Source organism: Roseofilum capinflatum BLCC-M114, from assembly GCF_030068505.1.
Taxonomy (GTDB): domain Bacteria; phylum Cyanobacteriota; class Cyanobacteriia; order Cyanobacteriales; family Desertifilaceae; genus Roseofilum; species Roseofilum capinflatum.
In genome coordinates, this window is the sequence record NZ_JAQOSO010000075.1 from 1 (window position 1) to 17271 (window position 17271).

Annotated in this window: 19 protein-coding genes; 11 read left to right on the forward strand and 8 right to left on the reverse strand. The window is 45.3% G+C overall.

What is annotated here, in order from left to right; translation table 11 throughout:
- Positions 1–287: 287 nt before the first annotated feature.
- The 6 genes from PMG25_RS13170 to PMG25_RS13190 form a co-directional block, all read right to left on the reverse strand.
- Complete coding sequence (locus tag PMG25_RS13170) at positions 288–692, reverse strand: type II toxin-antitoxin system VapC family toxin (protein ID WP_283763957.1); 405 nt, start codon at positions 690–692, stop codon at positions 288–290.
- A complete protein-coding gene (locus tag PMG25_RS13175; RefSeq protein WP_283754883.1) occupies positions 677–907 on the reverse strand; it encodes a hypothetical protein in 231 nt (76 codons plus the stop codon). The genes PMG25_RS13170 and PMG25_RS13175 overlap by 16 nt, the downstream gene beginning before the upstream one ends.
- Positions 908–1023: 116 nt before the next feature.
- The gene (locus PMG25_RS24480; RefSeq protein ID WP_347178826.1) at positions 1024–1332 is read right to left on the reverse strand and encodes a DNA gyrase C-terminal beta-propeller domain-containing protein; all 309 of its coding nucleotides are present in this window, start codon (positions 1330–1332) and stop codon (positions 1024–1026) included.
- A gap of 45 nt (positions 1333–1377) precedes the next feature.
- On the reverse strand, positions 1378–2685 hold the full coding sequence (locus PMG25_RS13180; protein WP_283767361.1) for a hypothetical protein: 1308 nt from the start codon (positions 2683–2685) through the stop codon (positions 1378–1380).
- A gap of 7 nt (positions 2686–2692) precedes the next feature.
- Positions 2693–4672: a DNA cytosine methyltransferase gene (locus PMG25_RS13185; protein WP_283767362.1), complete on the reverse strand. Its 1980-nt coding sequence runs from the start codon at positions 4670–4672 to the stop codon at positions 2693–2695.
- Between the two features lie 16 nt (positions 4673–4688).
- Positions 4689–7247 carry a DNA gyrase/topoisomerase IV subunit A gene (locus tag PMG25_RS13190; protein ID WP_283767363.1) on the reverse strand — a complete coding sequence of 853 codons (2559 nt, stop codon included), beginning with the start codon at positions 7245–7247 and terminating at the stop codon, positions 4689–4691.
- Between the two features lie 456 nt (positions 7248–7703).
- On the opposite strand from PMG25_RS13190, the gene PMG25_RS13195 reads away from it, so the two are divergent.
- The 3 genes from PMG25_RS13195 (at position 7704) to PMG25_RS13205 (ending at position 9941) form a co-directional block, all read left to right on the forward strand.
- Positions 7704–8102, forward strand: a complete 399-nt coding sequence (locus tag PMG25_RS13195) for a response regulator (protein WP_283767364.1) — start codon at positions 7704–7706, stop codon at positions 8100–8102.
- A gap of 4 nt (positions 8103–8106) precedes the next feature.
- Positions 8107–9345 (forward strand): glycoside hydrolase family 10-like protein, encoded by a 1239-nt coding sequence (locus PMG25_RS13200; protein ID WP_283767365.1) that lies wholly within the window; start codon positions 8107–8109, stop codon positions 9343–9345.
- Positions 9346–9584: 239 nt separating this feature from the next.
- Positions 9585–9941: a phage holin family protein gene (locus tag PMG25_RS13205; protein ID WP_283767366.1), complete on the forward strand. Its 357-nt coding sequence runs from the start codon at positions 9585–9587 to the stop codon at positions 9939–9941.
- Between the two features lie 78 nt (positions 9942–10019).
- On the opposite strand, the gene PMG25_RS13210 is transcribed toward PMG25_RS13205, so the two are convergent.
- Entirely contained in the window at positions 10020–10274 is a 255-nt protein-coding gene (locus PMG25_RS13210; RefSeq protein ID WP_347178828.1) for a 2TM domain-containing protein, read from the reverse strand.
- 216 nt (positions 10275–10490) lie between these two features.
- On the opposite strand from PMG25_RS13210, the gene remA reads away from it, so the two are divergent.
- Complete coding sequence (remA, locus tag PMG25_RS13215) at positions 10491–10748, forward strand: extracellular matrix/biofilm regulator RemA (protein WP_283767367.1); 258 nt, start codon at positions 10491–10493, stop codon at positions 10746–10748.
- A 34-nt stretch (positions 10749–10782) separates the two neighbouring features.
- Entirely contained in the window at positions 10783–11373 is a 591-nt protein-coding gene (gene gmk / locus PMG25_RS13220; RefSeq protein ID WP_347178827.1) for a guanylate kinase, read from the forward strand.
- Between the two features lie 69 nt (positions 11374–11442).
- On the opposite strand, the gene PMG25_RS13225 is transcribed toward gmk, so the two are convergent.
- Positions 11443–12192, reverse strand: a complete 750-nt coding sequence (locus PMG25_RS13225; RefSeq protein ID WP_283767369.1) for a GUN4 domain-containing protein — start codon at positions 12190–12192, stop codon at positions 11443–11445.
- Positions 12193–12269: 77 nt separating this feature from the next.
- Here PMG25_RS13225 and PMG25_RS13230 point away from each other — a divergent pair, with 77 nt between their 5' ends.
- From PMG25_RS13230 to PMG25_RS13255, 6 genes are all read left to right on the forward strand, one after another.
- On the forward strand, positions 12270–13286 hold the full coding sequence (locus tag PMG25_RS13230; protein WP_283767370.1) for a metal ABC transporter substrate-binding protein: 1017 nt from the start codon (positions 12270–12272) through the stop codon (positions 13284–13286).
- A gap of 161 nt (positions 13287–13447) precedes the next feature.
- Complete coding sequence (locus PMG25_RS13235) at positions 13448–14230, forward strand: metal ABC transporter ATP-binding protein (protein WP_283767371.1); 783 nt, start codon at positions 13448–13450, stop codon at positions 14228–14230.
- The gene (locus PMG25_RS13240; RefSeq protein WP_283767372.1) at positions 14227–15120 is read left to right on the forward strand and encodes a metal ABC transporter permease; all 894 of its coding nucleotides are present in this window, start codon (positions 14227–14229) and stop codon (positions 15118–15120) included. The genes PMG25_RS13235 and PMG25_RS13240 overlap by 4 nt, the downstream gene beginning before the upstream one ends.
- Positions 15121–15231: 111 nt before the next feature.
- Entirely contained in the window at positions 15232–16020 is a 789-nt protein-coding gene (gene map, locus PMG25_RS13245; protein ID WP_283767373.1) for a type I methionyl aminopeptidase, read from the forward strand.
- A gap of 191 nt (positions 16021–16211) precedes the next feature.
- The gene (locus PMG25_RS13250) at positions 16212–16769 is read left to right on the forward strand and encodes a Fur family transcriptional regulator (RefSeq protein ID WP_283767374.1); all 558 of its coding nucleotides are present in this window, start codon (positions 16212–16214) and stop codon (positions 16767–16769) included.
- A gap of 11 nt (positions 16770–16780) precedes the next feature.
- The gene (locus tag PMG25_RS13255) at positions 16781–17179 is read left to right on the forward strand and encodes a DUF309 domain-containing protein (protein ID WP_283767375.1); all 399 of its coding nucleotides are present in this window, start codon (positions 16781–16783) and stop codon (positions 17177–17179) included.
- Positions 17180–17271 lie beyond the last annotated feature (92 nt).

Consider the following 17271-nt stretch of genomic DNA (forward strand, 5'->3'; position numbering starts at 1 on the left):
CGGTTTTGAAGTAGAGGTGGGGTAGGTGACTACCTCATCGACTATAACGAATGGAACGCAGTGGAATGAAGCAATCTCAACCATCTCGCTAATTGTAGCGTTAGCGAAGCTTGCGCGAAGCGCGAATGCTTCCCTGCGGTCGCAATGACAACTGTTTAACCGGACTTGATATTATCTCACACAATCAAGAATTGAAAATTTACCTTAACTTACTAATTTTTCCATTAAAATTTCATCTACGCTATCGCCTGCCTTATCTATACTCTATGATAAAGACCGTGATATTCTTACCAAACAACGGGCGAATAGAAATCAGCTATTTTTCGATCTGCGGTAATAATAGGAGCTTGATTTGCTTGAGCCATGGCAACAATGACTCTATCTGCTGGATCTCGATGATCCCATGATAATCGCACACTGTCTAGCCAAATTTCTTCATCTATCGGGACGAAACGAATAACATCAGACTTTTTTAACGTGGCAATATACTCATCAATATCCACACCCAAGTCTAATTTATTGTTTTTAATTTTGATAGCAATTTCCCAAATTGATATGGATGAAATCAGTCCATTTTTATCCTGTTCCATGCGATCGATTGCTTGTTTAGCTTTGGGAGAAAGGTGAGCAGGATCTAAACTCCACCAAATCAAAGCACAAGTATCCAGAACAATTTTTATATTTCCTGCCATTCTTCAGTTGTTGAGTTGGTTAGGTCTTCAAAATATTTAACTTTCCCGCGCATATTTTTGAATAACTCTGAAGTTGGGATTGATTTCTTATAGGGAGAAATGGTAATAATCGGTTGATCGCCATCAGTGACTAAAACTTCTTCCCCTTCTACCTCAACCCGTCGCAACACATTGGACAAGTCACTTGTTAATTGATTTTTGTTAATTATTTTCATATATTAAACCATCGAATCATCTAAGTTGTGTCTATTATAGCCAATTTTGGAAACCGCTACCGTCGTTGTATATATATCGTGTTGTACCATTCTTATTTAGAACAACTATAAATCCACTAAAGTCCTGCTTTCTTCCTGCCAAGTCGAGTGAGTAACTTGTCAATCTCTCCCTCAAGAGAAGACCTACTGCGATCGCGGCCTCTCCAACAGGTAAACTGATTTGAGGGTTTCCTGAGCCTGTAACTTAAACAACTCTCAGACACTAACAGGATCTGATCCTGGGGACGAGCCACTACACAACCGACTAACTGCTCCTGTTTTCGTAATCTCAGGGCTTGATAACCCTGAGCTGTGCGCCCTAAAACTGGCACTTGTTCTGAATTCAGATCCAGGCGCAAGATCCGGCCTCCCGATGTTGCTAACAATAATTGTGACCCTGGCTCTGATAAATATGCAGTGTTAAGGCGACCTTAATTTACTAATTTTTCCATTAAAATTTCATCTAATCTTAGCAGCCACTGATAACAAGGCTCGTCAATCGGAGCCATCTCTCTACGTTGCTGTGCCAAAGATTCTACATAAGCTTTGAGCCAAGCACTCGCCAGTTCCTCTTCTAGCGTAGTCGCAACCTTAAACTGTTCTTCAATCCACTGCTCTAACCTTAACACCTGAATGGATACCCCATAGATCTGTTCAAGTTCCTCACATCTTGAGTTCAACTCCTCCAGTCGTTCAGGTTCAACACTCGTAACAAAACCCGCTCGTCTAACCGTAGAAATTACGGCCAATTTTTCAGATAACTCTTCAATCTCATCTCTTAAATACGATTTACCATATTTAGCATCCCAAGCTTCTATCACCTCTCCATCTTCCAAAAGCTCAATATCACCAAGATTACCCTGTTTTTTATTCGCCGATCGCATTTGGGACAGAGGTCTTAAAGAACCATTCGGAAACCCCTCATATTCTTGCACAGCTTGCATCAAACTATGCATAGCAACTTCCATTAACCGAGCGGCATAATCCGAGCGGCTAATATGTTCTGTGATTAAATCAAAACCTATTTTCTGATTAATAAGTGTTGAGTCTAAAAATAGGTTAAGATTATCTGCTATTTTTATAGACAATTGCCTAAAATTATCTGCTTGGTTGAGTAACTGAGATAACAAGTATTGTAATCCCAACGCGGGATCAAGGTCTTCTTCCTCTATCGCATCAACAATACTGATCCATTCAAAACGCGCACCCCTTATCTTCGCCTTATAAACTCTCGAATATGGATAATTTTCAGCTAGACTTCGAGTCATCATAAAACCATCAGCATTGAGTCTTAGCAATTCATACTTTCTCAGCACAGGTGTAATATATCGTTTATCAAGAGAACGCATCGAAATTCCATCGCGCCAAGAAAAATCCCTTGTGCTTTTACTGCCCTTATGTAATCTAATATTTTGTTTGGGTTCAATCGATTTAACACAGAGCTGTAGTATAGTCAGTCCCACTAAAGCTCTACCCACCTCACTGGTGACTGATTTCAGTAGTCGCTCCAATAGATCCTGATGTTCTTGTCTTAATTGTGAAAAATCAAGATCGGAACACCGATCTCTACAAATTAAAATTTGTCTTTCTAAATAATCCTTAGACAATTCTTCTGATATTTTTTGATATCGTAACTGTGCAGATTGACTCATTTCTCCTTCATCAAAGGTTTGCACACTTCCATCTGGGAGAACTAGCTCGCTTTTATTCGTGTAAACTCTTAAATATAATTCACTCATAGCTAAATCATAAATTTTTGTGAAGTTGAACGCTCTTTGGATTTAGGGTGGGAAAAGCATAAGGGATTAAATAATAATTGACAGGGATTTGGGGATTAGTATTATGACTTCTCACTTCATAACCTATCGATTTTAGAGGTTTTAAGTAATCTAAAATGTCTTCTAAATTTACATCCCAATCGTTAGCCAAATCTTTCGTACTCAGTTGAGTTCCCGTACCAATACCTTGGGTTACCCATTGAATTACATGCCAAAACACATCCACCTTAATCTGAGGACAGAAACTCATGATTCCACTGATACGAGGCTTATACTGATAATAGCCAGAGAGTTGGACTAAATCGGCTTTACCGGTAGCTTCAGTAACCTTTTCTTCAAAAGCTTTCCAAAGAGAAGTAAACAGCCTTTTATCAAGTTGCTTACCAGACAATCTAACTGATTTTGTACTTAAAACCCAATCCCGATCGCCCGAACAGGGACAAATATCAATCCAAAACTTATCTCTCTCATCCACCTCATTATGAATGCTGGCGGTAATTTTCCAGTCAGAGGAATTTAAGTCATAATTCAGATAAATGGGAAAACTTTGATCGACTTTTTCTTCTGTCCATGAGAAAGTCGTCATAGATAGAAACCTGACTGATTGCTTTTTACACTGATAACCAGAAGGATCGACTCCTGCAATTTTTCCTTCTTCTAATAGTTCTGAAATAGCTGATTTAGCTTTTTGAGCGTAAATCTTGGTTAATTCTCTTTTGCGTTTTCTAAAGCTTAAAGGTTGATTAGAGTTCAAATAAGCAATTTGAAAAGGTAATTTCTTACCCAGGGCTTGATCTAAAATACTCAGAGCCAGAATTCTCGCTAATTGAGGTGGAACTGAATTACCAATTTGCTCAACTGCCACTTGTCTACTGCCAATAATTTGATAGTCATCAGGAATAGTTTGTAGACGTTTTAACTCAGCGATAGAAAATTTTCGGTTTTCCCAACTAAAAGGGCCTGTATACTGGCCTCCTTTTGCCTTAATAGTTCGGACGGGGCGATCGGGATCGGCTTTATAAAGGAAGTCTGAAAATTTCGATCGCCAACTAAAGATTGGATGGGGATATCCCATTTCTTGCGTATAAAAACTATAATTCAGTCCGGGAGGAATATTGTCTAATAAATGACCAAATTTTCCACCTAAACTTAACGATTGCTCTGAAGAATCAGCCCCTTGAACTGCCTCATACGCAGAGTAATAAGGTCGAGCATTAAGAGAGTCAAACCCGTGAGTCGGATAAGGAAATAAATACTCTCCTTCTTGTAGTCCGACAATAAATAAACGCTCTCGATGTTGGGCTACTCCATAGTCGGCAGCATCTAAAATGCGAAAATAAAGCTTATAGCCAACGTCTCGAAAAGCGTCTTGAATCAGCTTCCAGGCTTGTCCTTGATTGGCTCCTAGGATTCCTGATACATTCTCAAACAAAAATCCTTTAGGTTGAAGCCGTTTTAAGAGGCGCACATATTCTTCAAAAAGTCGTCCTCTACTTTCGTTTGTGCCAGTGACTCCAGAGGCTCTGCGTCCAGCAGCAGAAAAGGTTTGGCAAGGTGGGCCACCGATGATAAAGTCCACCTTCAGATCGCGGTCTGGAACAAAAGTTCTGATATCTGTACAAATGGGTTGAGAGCCTTCTAACCATTGTCCAGGTTGAGAATTTTTTTCGAGGGTTTGAATGTATTTAGACTCTAGCTCAACCATATGAACAATATCAAATCCAGCATCATGAAAGCCAATATCTAGACCGCCACCGCCAGAAAATAGACTCAGGGTTTTAACTGGATCTATGTTTTGGGATTGTAAATATTGACGCAGGGATTGACCAAACCGATCGCCCCAGTTTTTCTCTGGGTTGATGCTCAGAGTGGCTAAGAGCTGTTCAAACCAATTGTTAGGAGCAGATTTAGAATTGGGGATTTCCAGAGGTAGAGATAATTGTTGCATATTTGCTGACGTTGACCTACTTCGATCGCGGCCTCTCCAACAGATAAACACCCTTGAGGGTTTCCTGAGCCTGTAACTTAAACAACCGATCGCCGGTTCCATCCTTACCCATCTCTTCCACCTTATCCACCTCTAAGCGCCAAAACCGTTGACTGCTGCTGACTGCTTGCACTTGGCCCCCCGTGGGCGCTAACACCATACCCACCATGCGATCGCTGCGTTGGGTAAATTGTAGAGCCTGTGTACCAATATCTCCCCGGTTTCCTTGGCGAATGACTTCCACCGGAACCCGTTTCCCGAATCCCATCTCGGACACCAACAGGATCTGATCCTGGGGACGAGCCACCACACAACCGACTAACTGCTCCTGTTTCCGTAATCTCAGGGCTTGATAACCCTGAGCTGTGCGCCCTAAAACTGGCACTTGTTCCGAATTCATATCCAGGCGCAAGATCCGGCCGCCCGATGTTGCCAACAATAATTGTGACCCCGGCTCTGATAAATATACAGTGTTGAGGCGATCGCCCTCTTTCAACTTCAGCGCCGTTAAGCCACTGGCTCGCAGGTTGGCAAACTCCGCCAACGGCAACCGTTTAATCCGTCCTTCCTCCGTCACCAAGACCAAATCGCGATTGCCCCCATACTCCGTCAGCACAAACTGAGCCGCCACATCCGGCGGTTGTCCCGTGCCACTATGGGGCACTAAACTATTCAGGGGAATACCTTGGGAATTGCTACTTGTCGGCACTTGGCCCACCTTCACCCCATAAGCTTTGCCATCGACTGTCAGCAGCAATAAATCCGCATCCGCTCCGGCTCGATAACAACTCAGAGCCGAAGCCATTCCCTCACCTGCTTCCGCACTCAGTTCAGGAACCCGGCGAACATATCCCCCATAAGTAACCTCCAGATAACTCATTTCCAGAGATAAAGATAATTCATTCATCTTCTGTTCCTGACGAGCAGAAGATTTCGACTTTCGGGTACGTTTGGAAGGGTTTGATGATCCTTGAGATGTACTGGACTTTGCCTGACTTCTCGAACCTGGGGAGACCGGAGCAGAAGTCCCCTGATTCGAGGTTTGAAGGCGCGTGCGTCGGGGATTATCATAGCGACGCTTGAGGCTCCGCAGTTCTTTTTTCAAAGACTTGAGCAATTCCGATCGCTCATTGAGCAATTGCTCTAAGTCTTGGATGCGTTGAGTCAGTTGGTCAAATTCAGTTTGTAAATTTTGTCGCTCTAACCCGGTTAACCGACGCATCGGCATGGCTAACAGAGCATCCGCTTGAGCGGGTTGTAACTTGAGTGCTTTTTGCAATTGAGCTTTTGCCGTTGTGCCATCGGCTGCATTTCTGAGAATGGCGATCGCCCGATCCAAATTTTGCAAAGCCAATAATAACCCTTCCAGAATATGACACCGTTTGCGCGTTTGCTCCAACTCATGGCTATATTGGCGCGTTAGAGTCTGCTCCCGAAACTTGAGGAACTCTTGCAGCACTTCCCGCAAACTCAACTGCTGGGGAGTCCCATTCACCAGGGCCAAAAAAATCGCCCCAAAATTGGTTTGCAACGGTGTTTGATGATAGAGATGGGCCAACACTTCACTCGGTTTAGCATCCGTTTTCAGCTCCAACACCACCCGCATTCCAGAGCGATCGCTCTCATCCCGAATATCCGAAATTCCGTCTAACTTTCCATGATTGACCAAATCGGCCACTTTCTCAATCCATCCCGCCTTATTCACCTGATAGGGCAACTCCGTCACGATGATACAATCGCGGATGCGCTTACGTTTCCCTGGTTGAATTTTCTCAATTGTGGCCACCCCGCGCATGGGAATACTGCCTTTACCATTGAGATAAGCACTCCTTATCCCTTCTCGATCCACAATCACCCCACCCGTGGGAAAATCCGGGGCGGGAATCTTCTGCATCAACTTCTCATCCGACAATTCTGGGTTATCAATCAGAGCAATTAACCCATCGACAATTTCCCCCAAATTATGGGGCGGAATATTCGTCGCCATCCCCACCGCAATCCCCGAACAGCCATTGAGCAGTAAAATCGGTAATTGGGCGGGTAGCACCACCGGTTCCGCTTGGGAGTTATCGAAGTTGGGAATAAAATCGACCGTAGACTCACTAATTTCCGCCAATAAACTCTCATGACTAATGGGGGAGAGGCGCGTTTCCGTGTAGCGCATGGCTGCGGGGGGATCGTTATCCACCGAGCCGAAATTACCATGACCGGCAAGCAAAGGATAGCGGCAGGAAAAATCTTGCACCATCCGCACCAGGGCATCATAGACTGCCTGATCCCCATGGGGATGATATTTACCCAACACATCACCAACTACCCTTGCACATTTACGATAGGGGCGATCGGGGGTTAATCCCAATTCATGCATGGCATATAAAATACGCCGATGAACCGGTTTTAACCCATCCCGGACATCTGGGAGGGCACGGCCAACAATTACACTCATGGCATATTCCAGATAAGACCTCTCCATTTCGGTATGTAAGGCAGTGGGAATAATTTGTTCGCTTTGGAAAAGTCGCAGTTGTTTAGCCATGGGTTGAATGAAGGTAAGGTGAACTCAGGATGGAGAATGGGGTTTCAGGTAAGTTTTCAGGGTACACCTGACTGACTAAAGATGGCCAAAAAGGGCCAGCGTTCGCGCCAGTGATGCGGAGCATTATCGCCCCATCAATTCGGGTTTGTTGTCTTTCTCTTGTAAAATAGGAGAGAAAACCTGAATACCAAATGTAACGGATGTGGGGCACAATGAATCTAAGTGAGATCGGGTAGGTGAGCATGGTTAGAATCGGCTCGGTAACGGTGGAACACGGCAATTAGGGGGAGATGGGCAGCTCAATCTATTTCTCATTCCTCTCTATCTATGCAAGAGCAGGGGTTGTCTCATACACTCATACGGTAGTATCTAGACAGTAGTATCTAGCCAAGCAATCTAGCAACTGGGACTCTGAGCCTTTATGTATTCTGGAGTTGAAAATTAAGAGAATCGATCATGAAAACTGTTCTAATCGTAGAAGATGATCCCATTAATGCGCGGGTTTTCTCCAAAATCCTCACGAAACGTGGTGGACTCAATGTTAAGCATACCGAAAATGTGGATGAGGTTATGGAGATCGTCAGCCGCAAGGAAGCGGATATTATTTTGATGGATGTGTCCCTAGCCAATAGCATGTATCAGGGGAAATCTGTGGATGGGATTAAAATTACTCAAATGATTAAAGGGGATGATACTACATCAGGAATTCCGATTATTCTAGTGACTGCCCATGCGATGCAGGGCGATCGCGAGAATTTTCTTCAACAGAGTGGAGCGGATGGCTATATCTCCAAACCAGTGATCGATCATCAAGAGTTTGTGGATAAAATTAAATCGTTATTGCCCCAGGATTGACACCATGGTATCTGTCAATGGGGGAGCCTCTATAGGGCGATGGTTTCGTCATCGGCTAAGGAAGAGCATTGTACTTGCTGGGTTGATGAGTCTAATTTTGGCCTGGGTTTTGGCTGGGGTTCCAGCAGTTTCCCAGTCTCGAACCCTACCCGCTACAGAGTTGCGCGGGGTATGGTTGACCAATGTGGATAGCGATGTGTTGTTTTCGAGCGATCGCCTCACGGATGCTCTAGAACGACTGGATCGACTCCATTTTAATACCCTTTATCCCACAGTTTGGAATGAGGGCTATACCCTCTATCCGAGTGCAGTGGGAGAGGAAGTCACAGGACGTGCGGTACTGAATATCCCCGGTTTACAGAGGAGGGATATGCTCAAAGAGGCGATCGAGGAAGGCCATAAACGGGGAATGAGCGTGATACCCTGGTTGGAGTTTGGATTTATGGCTCCAGCCGAGTCCGAGTTAGCCAAGCGTCATCCAGACTGGATCACGAACCGTGCCGATGGTTCCCAAGTCGTGATGCAGGGAATTCACCCAAGAGTTTGGTTAAATCCGGTTCATCCCCAAGTGCAGCAGTTGATGGTGGATTTGGTGACGGAATTAGTCACCCACTATGATATTGATGGGATTCAGTTAGACGATCATTTTGGCTTGCCCGTAGAGTTGGGCTATGATGCCTATACCCGTCAATTATATCAATCAGAACATAACGGCCAATTGCCTCCAGATAATCCAGAGGATGCAGCCTGGATACGCTGGAGAGCCGATCGCATCACTACAGTTATGGCGCGAATTTTTGCCGCCGTCAAAAGTAAACGCCCCGATGCCATTATTTCTCTGTCTCCCAATCCCCAACATTTTGCCTATAGTCGCTATCTTCAGGATTGGTTTAGCTGGGAGCGACAAGGGTTTGTAGAAGAGTTATTAATTCAAATCTATCGAGATGACCTCGATCGGTTTCAAATGGAACTCAAGCGACCAGAAGTACAAGTTGCCTTAGATCATATTCCGGTCGGAATTGGAGTATTAACGGGATTGAAAAACCGCTCCGTTCCCATGAGCCAAATTGAACAACAAGTGACTGAAGTTAGAAAAGGAAAATTTGCCGGGGTATCCTTCTTTTTCTATGAAACCCTCTGGAATTTAAGCACAGAATCTCCCCAAAAGCGCCAAGCGGACTGGGCAAATATCTTTCCCCAACCGGCAGCACGTCCGAGCATTTTACACTGTTGGGGTAATTAATCATTGATGCGTTTATGCATAGCTTTAATTTGAACTCAACAGAATGTTAGTTTTGGTTAAGCAAGCGATCGTCAGCAATGGATCGGGAGAGGAGCAAAGGGAGTGGGCTAAAAGTGCTAACTTAAAACCCCTCCATTGCCCTTCTGGTATTAATTAAGATTTGCTCTATAGATCGCCATGACAACTGTTTCAGAGGTGGTATTATAGAACCCAAGTCCAAATGTTAGATGTTTGAGATTATGATTAACTTTTTTCTCACTTGGGCTTTAGCGGCGATCGCCCTGGCGATCACTGCCTATATTGTCCCTGGTTTGGCGATCGCCAGTTGGCAGGCAGCGGCCGTGGGAGCGATTGTCATGGGGTTAGTCAATGCCATTGTCAAGCCCATTTTAACCCTTCTCACCTTGCCGTTAACCATTCTCACTTTAGGCTTGTTCTTATTGGTGGTTAACGCCATTTCTCTATCTTTAGTCGGCTATTTTACCCCTGGATTTACCGTATCCGGGTTCTTTCCGGCTGTATTTGGCTCAATTGTTTTATCCCTGGTTTCCTGGTTAATTGGGCAGTTTACTGGGAATGACATCAATAACGATTAAGGTTTAAGTTGAATTGATGTTTGCCCTCTCCCTATATCCCTCTCCCACGGGAGAAGGGGGCAGGGGGATGAGGGGAAATTATTTGGGACTCGAAGAGGGGGAGTAGTCGGCGATCGCAAAAATAAAGATGCCATGGAGCGCCAGGAGACCCAACCAGCCTAGACTAAACCAAGTTAGCCAGAGAAGGGTATCGGGCTTAATTTGATGCACAAACCAGAGTCCGGAATTGATTGCCAGATAAATCGCTACATGGAGAGCAAAGTTCATCCGGTCATCTAAGCGGCGATAGTCTGGGTCGTTACGGTCGGGTTTTCGAGGCCAACGGGGAGGCATAGGGAATAGGGAATAGGGAATGGGGAATAGGGAATAGGTCGTCATCCTCACGGTTTGAGGATTTAACCTTGAACCTCAGAGTAGCGCGTAGCGCTATAGATACGTGCTATAGATACTAATGTATAATAAACTGAATCTTTAATCAATCGGCTTCCTTCGACTCCGCTCAGGCGACTCCGCTCAGGGAGCGCCAGCGCCCCATCTCCCCATCTTCCTATGGTTCAACTGATTAATATTGGATTTGGTAATATTATTAATGCCAATCGAGTGATTGCGATCGTTACTCCAGAGTCAGCACCGATTAAACGAACGATCGCCGAATGTCGCGATCGCCAAGAATTAATCGATGCAACCTATGGTAGACGCACCCGTGCTGTGATAATTATGGATTCAGGCCATATCGTGCTATCTGCGATTCAACCGGAAACGGTTTCCCACCGGTTTACCTCCCAAAAGGGTAACCGGGAACCTTGAGGGAGCAGACGATAACACTCAGAATAGATTGGGAATGATACAAGCGGTTGAGACAGGAAAATTAGTGGTAATTACGGGCCCGAGTGGGGTGGGTAAGGGGACTTTGGTGCGATCGCTGCTCAAGCGCCATCCAGACATCTATCTGTCGGTTTCCATGACCACCCGTTCCCCTCGGCCCGGAGAAGTGGACGGTCAAGATTATTTTTTTGTCACTCCAGACCAGTTTCAAGACTTAATTGCTGGGGAGCAACTCTTGGAATGGGCCCAATTTGCCGGTAACTATTATGGCACGCCTCGGCAAACCGTGGAGGAGAAAGTCAAGCAAGGAACCCTAGTCTTACTCGAAATTGAATTAGAAGGCGCTCGGCAGATTCGCGCCTCCTTTCCTCAAGCTATGAGGCTGTTTATTTTACCGCCATCGATGCCCGAATTAGAACGCAGATTACGCGATCGCCAAAGCGAATCCCCAGAAGCCATTAAACGCCGTCTCAACCGCGCCACCACCGAAATTGCCGCCGCCGATGAGTTTGACGTGCAAATCGTTAATGATGACTTCGATCGAGCCTTAGCCGAAGTCGAATCCGTGCTATTTCCCGGCCTACCCAAATTGAGTCTGCAATCTTAACCGGTCAACCCCCAAGAGCCTCAAATCTAAAACCAAATGCTACAACTGTTCCCTGTTTTAATCTGTATTTTAATCTATGTTGTAATCTGTCCAAGCGGGATGGGACAGCAGGGAATCCATCACTCGTACCCCTCGCAGTTGGTTGGTGAGCGGTAAATGGCCCTTGGGAGCGGTTAAATCCCAGATAAATTCGCTCGGATACCTTGTCCAAGTTTTACCCGTGCGCCATTGGATTTTGGGCCAAAGTTTATCCCAGTTTTTGCCCAAGGATAACCAAATCTCCCGTTGTACGGAGAAGCCAAATTTTCCCTCGGAATAGACGAGCCATAGGGTATTAATGGTGCGTAAATCGGTGCGGGGGAATTGATTCACTTCTGAGAAATAGAGCCATTTGCGAGTCATGGCGCTTTCTCCGGCAAGTTCACACATTTTTAACAGGGTGAGCCGATCGCCCTCTAAAAACTTTTGTTCAATTAACAGCGCTTGTAGGGGACTGTAATCCACATCGCGATCGGTGTTTAAGGGAACCACCCCTTGGGGAAATTCACGATTGAGAAACTCTTGTACAGCAGCCGATTCAGACGTTCTCAGCTTCAGGAACGCCGTTCCTTGTACCCAAGTGGGATGACGGCGATCGCTCTTGGCCAAAAAATCCATCAGCACCTGTTCCCCCGAACTCCCCAAAGTGGTGAGAGTCTCAATGGTTTTCAGTTGGGTTTTCCCATTCGGCGACGAGAGGGCAGTTGAGAGTTGTTCGAGATCGGTAAGTTCAGGCACAGAAACAGCAATTAAATCCTTGAATCCCTTAATCGAAATCATTGTACCGCAAAACGAAGTCACTACTGGAGGGAGATCGGGGAGTTCTCGATCGCAGATGAAACAATTATGATATAAATATGAAAGATGAAACAATTATGAAAATTAACTGGACAGATGTCTCCATGTCTCTCCTTTCCTATCCCAGAACTCTAATGGCGATCGCCGGTCTTGTCCTCACCGTAGGGTTAACAAGCTGTACAAGTACAGTCCCCCCTACCCTCAACTCAACCCCTGAAACCTCAGCCTCCGTCCCTGGAGAAACTGAAAACAAAAAGAAAGTCCTCACCACCTTTACCGTTCTGGCCGACATCGCTCAAAACATCGCCGGAGATAAACTCACTGTTGAGTCCATCACCCGCATCGGTGCAGAAATCCACGGTTACGAACCCACCCCCAGCGACCTCACCCAAGCGCAAGAGGCTGACCTGATTTTATATAACGGCATGAACCTAGAGCGCTGGTTCGAGCAATTTTTAGGCAACCTAGAAGATGTGCCCTCTGTCCTCTTAACAGAAGGGATTGAACCCATCCCCATTGCTGAAGGCCCCTACACCGACAAACCCAATCCCCACGCTTGGATGTCTCCCCAAAACGCCCTGATTTATGTGGAAAATATCCGCCAAGCGTTTGTTACCCTCGATCCAGACAACGCCGAAACCTATAACACCAATGCAGCGGCCTATAGCGAAAAACTGAAAGCCATTGACCAAAGATTGCGGGAAGCGATCGAAAAAGTTCCGGAAAATCAACGCTATTTAGTCACTTGTGAAGGGGCTTTTTCTTATCTAGCCCGTGATTATGGGATGAATGAAATTTATATCTGGCCGATTAATTCTGAGCAACAGTTTACGCCCAAACAAGTATCAGGCGTAATCGATCGCGTGAAAAGCAAGCAAATTCCAGCAATTTTTTGTGAAACGACGGTGAATGATAAAGGACAAAAGCAAGTGGCGCAAACCACAGGCGCAAGGTTTGGTGGCAATCTCTATGTTGATTCTCTGTCTACGGCAGATGGCCCCGTGCCGACATTTTTAGAGTTGCTCGAATATGATGTGCAACTGATTACGGAGGGATTGTTAAGGAGTAATGAGTAATCTGTAGGGGCAGGTTTACCAATATCCCCAATTCCTATCCATAACCTTTGTAAACCTGCCCCAAACCAGATCAATTATTGAATTGTTTCGGCTGTCGCCGACATGAAAATTGTTAATTGTTAATTGTTAATTGTTAATTGTTCATTGTTTTGGAGAAAACCATGCCATCTTTAACTGAATTGCTCAATATAACGGTTAATAATCTCAGTGTGACTTATAGTAATGCTCGGCTGGCAATCTATAATGCCAACTGCACCGTTGAGCCGGGAACGATTACGGCTTTAGTGGGGCCGAATGGGGGCGGAAAATCGACGTTGTTTAAATCGATTATGGGCTTTTTACCGCCGAAGGAAGGACAAATTCGGGTGGGTGGTATGCGGGTGGAAATGGCTCAAAAGCGGCAGTTAATGGCGTATGTACCCCAGTCTGACGAGGTGGACTGGAATTTTCCGGTGAGCGTGTTTGATGTGGTGATGATGGGGCGCTATGGCTATATGAATCTGTTACGCATTCCGAGCGCCAAAGATCGGCGCTTGGTGATGGAAAGTTTAGAGCGGGTGGGAATGGTGGAGTTTCGGAATCGGCAAATTGGGGAGCTGTCGGGGGGACAAAAGAAACGGGCATTTTTGGCGCGATCGCTCGCTCAAGAGGGTAAAGTGATTTTATTGGATGAGCCGTTTACTGGGGTAGATGTGAAAACGGAGAAGCGAATCGTTGATTTGCTGATGCAGTTGCGCGACGAGGGACACACGATTCTGGTGTCTACCCATGATTTAGCCTCGATATCCACATTCTGCGATCGCACCATTTTAATCAATCAAACCATTCTCGCCTCCGGAACCACCGCAGAAACCTTTACCCAAGAGAACCTAGCGATGACGTTTGGCGGTTTACCCGTGCAAAGTTTGCGCTCTCTGTCCCCAAATTTTGAGGCTGATTCTTGACTATTCCCTATTCCCTATTCCCTATTCCCTATTGCCTAGCTATTTTAGATTGGCTCATTGAACCCCTAGAATATGGGTTTTTAGTCCGAGCATTGTGGGTGAGTGCCTTTGTCGGTTTAGTTTGCGCCGTACTCTCCTGTTATATTACCCTCAAAGGCTGGTCGCTGATGGGGGATGCGGTTTCCCATGCGGTGGTTCCTGGGGTGGTGGTTGCCTATGCTCTCAATATTCCCTTTGCGGTGGGAGCGTTCTTGTTTGGATTTGGCGCAACGGTGGCGATAGGATATGTGCAATCAAAAACACGGCTCAAAGAAGATGCCGTTATTGGGGTTATATTTACCGGTTTTTTTGCCTTTGGCTTAGTGTTGATTACCAAAATTCCCAGTAATGTGGATTTGTTTCACATCCTGTTTGGCAATGTGTTGGGCATTTCCAATAGTGATATCATCCAAACCTTAATCGCAGGGACTATTACCTTACTGGTGATTGGCTTGAGGCGCAAGGATTTGTTATTGTTCTGTTTCGATCCCAATCATGCGAAGGCGATCGGCTTGAATATTCAATTGATGTATTATACCCTGCTGTCGGTTTTAGCGTTAACCATTGTCACCGCTTTGCAAACGGCAGGGATTATTCTGGTGATTGCCATGCTCGTGACTCCAGGAGCAACAGCCTATTTACTCACTGACCGCTTCGATCGCATGATGGCCCTCTCCATTACCAGTAGTGTGCTATCGTGCATCCTGGGAACTTATCTGAGCTATCACCTGGATATCTCCACAGGAGGGGCGATCGTGGTACTCCTAACCCTTTTCTTTATTCTGGCCATGGTTTTCGCTCCCAAGTACGGGATTTTAGCCCAAAATTCCCAAGTCAACCAACTAGAGTGATATGCAATGTAGAGAGTTTAGGGAAGAATGCAACAGCCGCCCTATCTCCCCATCACTCATTCCCGTATCATGGATCAATAGTGAAGACATCGCCTTTGAGATATTAGAAACATGGGAAGCGAAACAATTGTATTGCTATCACGTCGCGAAATCGACAAAATGCGGAAAGCTGGCATCTTAGCGAGTCAGTTACTCGATCACCTAGCGCCCATGGTACAACCTGGAGTCAGTACCCTAGAATTAAATGATGAAGCCGAGCGATGGACTCGCGAACATGGGGCGATTAGTGCGCCATTAGGATATCATGGCTTTCCCAAATCTATTTGTACCAGTGTTAATGAAGTCATTTGTCATGGTATTCCCAATAGCAAACAAAAGCTCAAGGACGGTGACATTATTAATATTGATGTGACTCCGATTTTAGATGGCTATTATGGGGATACATCGCGGACGTTTTTTGTCGGCACTCCTTCACCTGTCGCCAAAAAGTTGGTCGAGGTAACCTATGAATGTATGATGCGCGGGATTGCGGCCGTGAAACCAGGGGGGAGAATTGGCGATATTGGCGCAGCGATTCAAGAGTATGCCGAATCTCATGGGTTTTCGGTGGTGCGCGATTTTGTCGGTCATGGGATTAACCGCGAATTTCATACTGCTCCCCAGGTTCCCCATTATGGAGTCAGAGGAAAAGGAAAACGCTTGCGTAAAGGGATGGTGTTTACTATTGAGCCGATGATTAATGAAGGCACTTATGAGGCTCAGGTTTTAGACGATAATTGGACAGCCGTCACTCAGGATGGAAAACTCTCAGCCCAGTTTGAGCATACGATCGCCGTTACTGATACTGGAGTAGAAATCCTTACTTTACCAGAATCCAAAGACGAGTATAAAAGTGCTTAAAAAGCTTGAGGAATCCCTGGACTCAAGAGACGGGGATTCTTTGAGTTATCAGTAATGAAGTAAGAATTAATGTCAATATTGTATATTCACTAGAGCTACATTGCAAGTTATTCTCAATAATAGCGCTTTTTTGCAAATCAGTAATTGGGGCTTTATAATTTTAAGAACACTACTGTTATTGAGAATTTCTCATGTCTCTCTATACTCCCACCTCCCTCAAGGCTGAACTCAACGCTAAAGGTTGGCGCTTAACCCCACAGCGAGAAACCATTCTCCATGTTTTTCAGAATCTCCCTAGGGGAAACCATCTGAGCGCGGAAGAACTCCACGATTTGCTCAAACAAAGGGGGGAGAAGATTAGCTTATCAACCATTTACCGAACGGTGAAACTAATGGCCAGAATGGGAATTATTCGGGAACTGGAACTGGCAGAAGGTCATAAACACTACGAATTAAATCATCCCTATCCCCATCACCATCATCATATTGTCTGTGTTCAGTGCAACCAAACCCTAGAATTCAAGAATGATACAATTCTCAAGCAAAGCTTAAAACAAGCCTGTAAAACTGGCGTACAGATGATTGATTGTCAATTAACCATTCATGCCATCTGTCCAGAAGCGATCCGTAAAGGATGGCCAGCTATGTTACCGAGTAGTTGGACTTGTTCGCGGGCGATCGCCTCTGGTCATCATAGTTTAGAAGAGATCCAAGAACAGTTGGATCAAGAAGATCGAGAATCTGAGTAACTCCCCATCCCATGTCTAATCAACTGCCCCCTGAATTTTGGCACGGCATTGAACAATTCAACCAAGAAGAATTTTATGCCTGTCACGATACCCTAGAAGCCATTTGGCTCGAAGCCTCTGAACCGGAACGCACCCTTTATCAAGGCATTTTACAACTTGCCGTGGGTATTTATCATCTGAGCAATCAAAACTTACGGGGGGCCATGATTTTACTCGGTGAAGGTATCGGCCGCCTCAGTCGCTATCAACCGGAATACGCAGGCTTAGATATTCGCCAACTTCTGCTCCAGAGCAAAACCCTACTGACTGAACTACAACAAACCAGTCTTAATTCTACGGATCGGGTGGATATTGAGGACTATTCTCAACAATTGCCCAAAATTGAACGAATGGATCGGCGATCGCTCTAGAGATACAGCGCTTTCCGCTTCGCGGACATGAACGCGCTAGGGAATAGGGAATAGTGCGATTCGTTCGCTAGAAACTACGCTAATTCATTAGC

Coding starts and splice junctions, on each gene's coding strand:
- PMG25_RS13235 (WP_283767371.1), top strand. CDS start 13,448: ATGCCATCTTTAACTGAATTGCTCAATATAACGGTTAATAATCTCAGT.
- remA (WP_283767367.1), top strand. CDS start 10,491: ATGGTTCAACTGATTAATATTGGATTTGGTAATATTATTAATGCCAAT.
- PMG25_RS13200 (WP_283767365.1), top strand. CDS start 8,107: ATGGTATCTGTCAATGGGGGAGCCTCTATAGGGCGATGGTTTCGTCAT.
- PMG25_RS13175 (WP_283754883.1), bottom strand. CDS start 907: ATGAAAATAATTAACAAAAATCAATTAACAAGTGACTTGTCCAATGTG.
- PMG25_RS13230 (WP_283767370.1), top strand. CDS start 12,270: ATGAAAGATGAAACAATTATGAAAATTAACTGGACAGATGTCTCCATG.
- gmk (WP_347178827.1), top strand. CDS start 10,783: ATGATACAAGCGGTTGAGACAGGAAAATTAGTGGTAATTACGGGCCCG.
- PMG25_RS13190 (WP_283767363.1), bottom strand. CDS start 7,247: ATGGCTAAACAACTGCGACTTTTCCAAAGCGAACAAATTATTCCCACT.
- PMG25_RS13180 (WP_283767361.1), bottom strand. CDS start 2,685: ATGAGTGAATTATATTTAAGAGTTTACACGAATAAAAGCGAGCTAGTT.
- PMG25_RS13210 (WP_347178828.1), bottom strand. CDS start 10,274: ATGCCTCCCCGTTGGCCTCGAAAACCCGACCGTAACGACCCAGACTAT.
- PMG25_RS13205 (WP_283767366.1), top strand. CDS start 9,585: ATGATTAACTTTTTTCTCACTTGGGCTTTAGCGGCGATCGCCCTGGCG.
- PMG25_RS13225 (WP_283767369.1), bottom strand. CDS start 12,192: ATGATTTCGATTAAGGGATTCAAGGATTTAATTGCTGTTTCTGTGCCT.
- PMG25_RS13250 (WP_283767374.1), top strand. CDS start 16,212: ATGTCTCTCTATACTCCCACCTCCCTCAAGGCTGAACTCAACGCTAAA.
- PMG25_RS13255 (WP_283767375.1), top strand. CDS start 16,781: ATGTCTAATCAACTGCCCCCTGAATTTTGGCACGGCATTGAACAATTC.
- map (WP_283767373.1), top strand. CDS start 15,232: ATGGGAAGCGAAACAATTGTATTGCTATCACGTCGCGAAATCGACAAA.
- PMG25_RS13170 (WP_283763957.1), bottom strand. CDS start 692: ATGGCAGGAAATATAAAAATTGTTCTGGATACTTGTGCTTTGATTTGG.
- PMG25_RS13195 (WP_283767364.1), top strand. CDS start 7,704: ATGAAAACTGTTCTAATCGTAGAAGATGATCCCATTAATGCGCGGGTT.
- PMG25_RS13185 (WP_283767362.1), bottom strand. CDS start 4,672: ATGCAACAATTATCTCTACCTCTGGAAATCCCCAATTCTAAATCTGCT.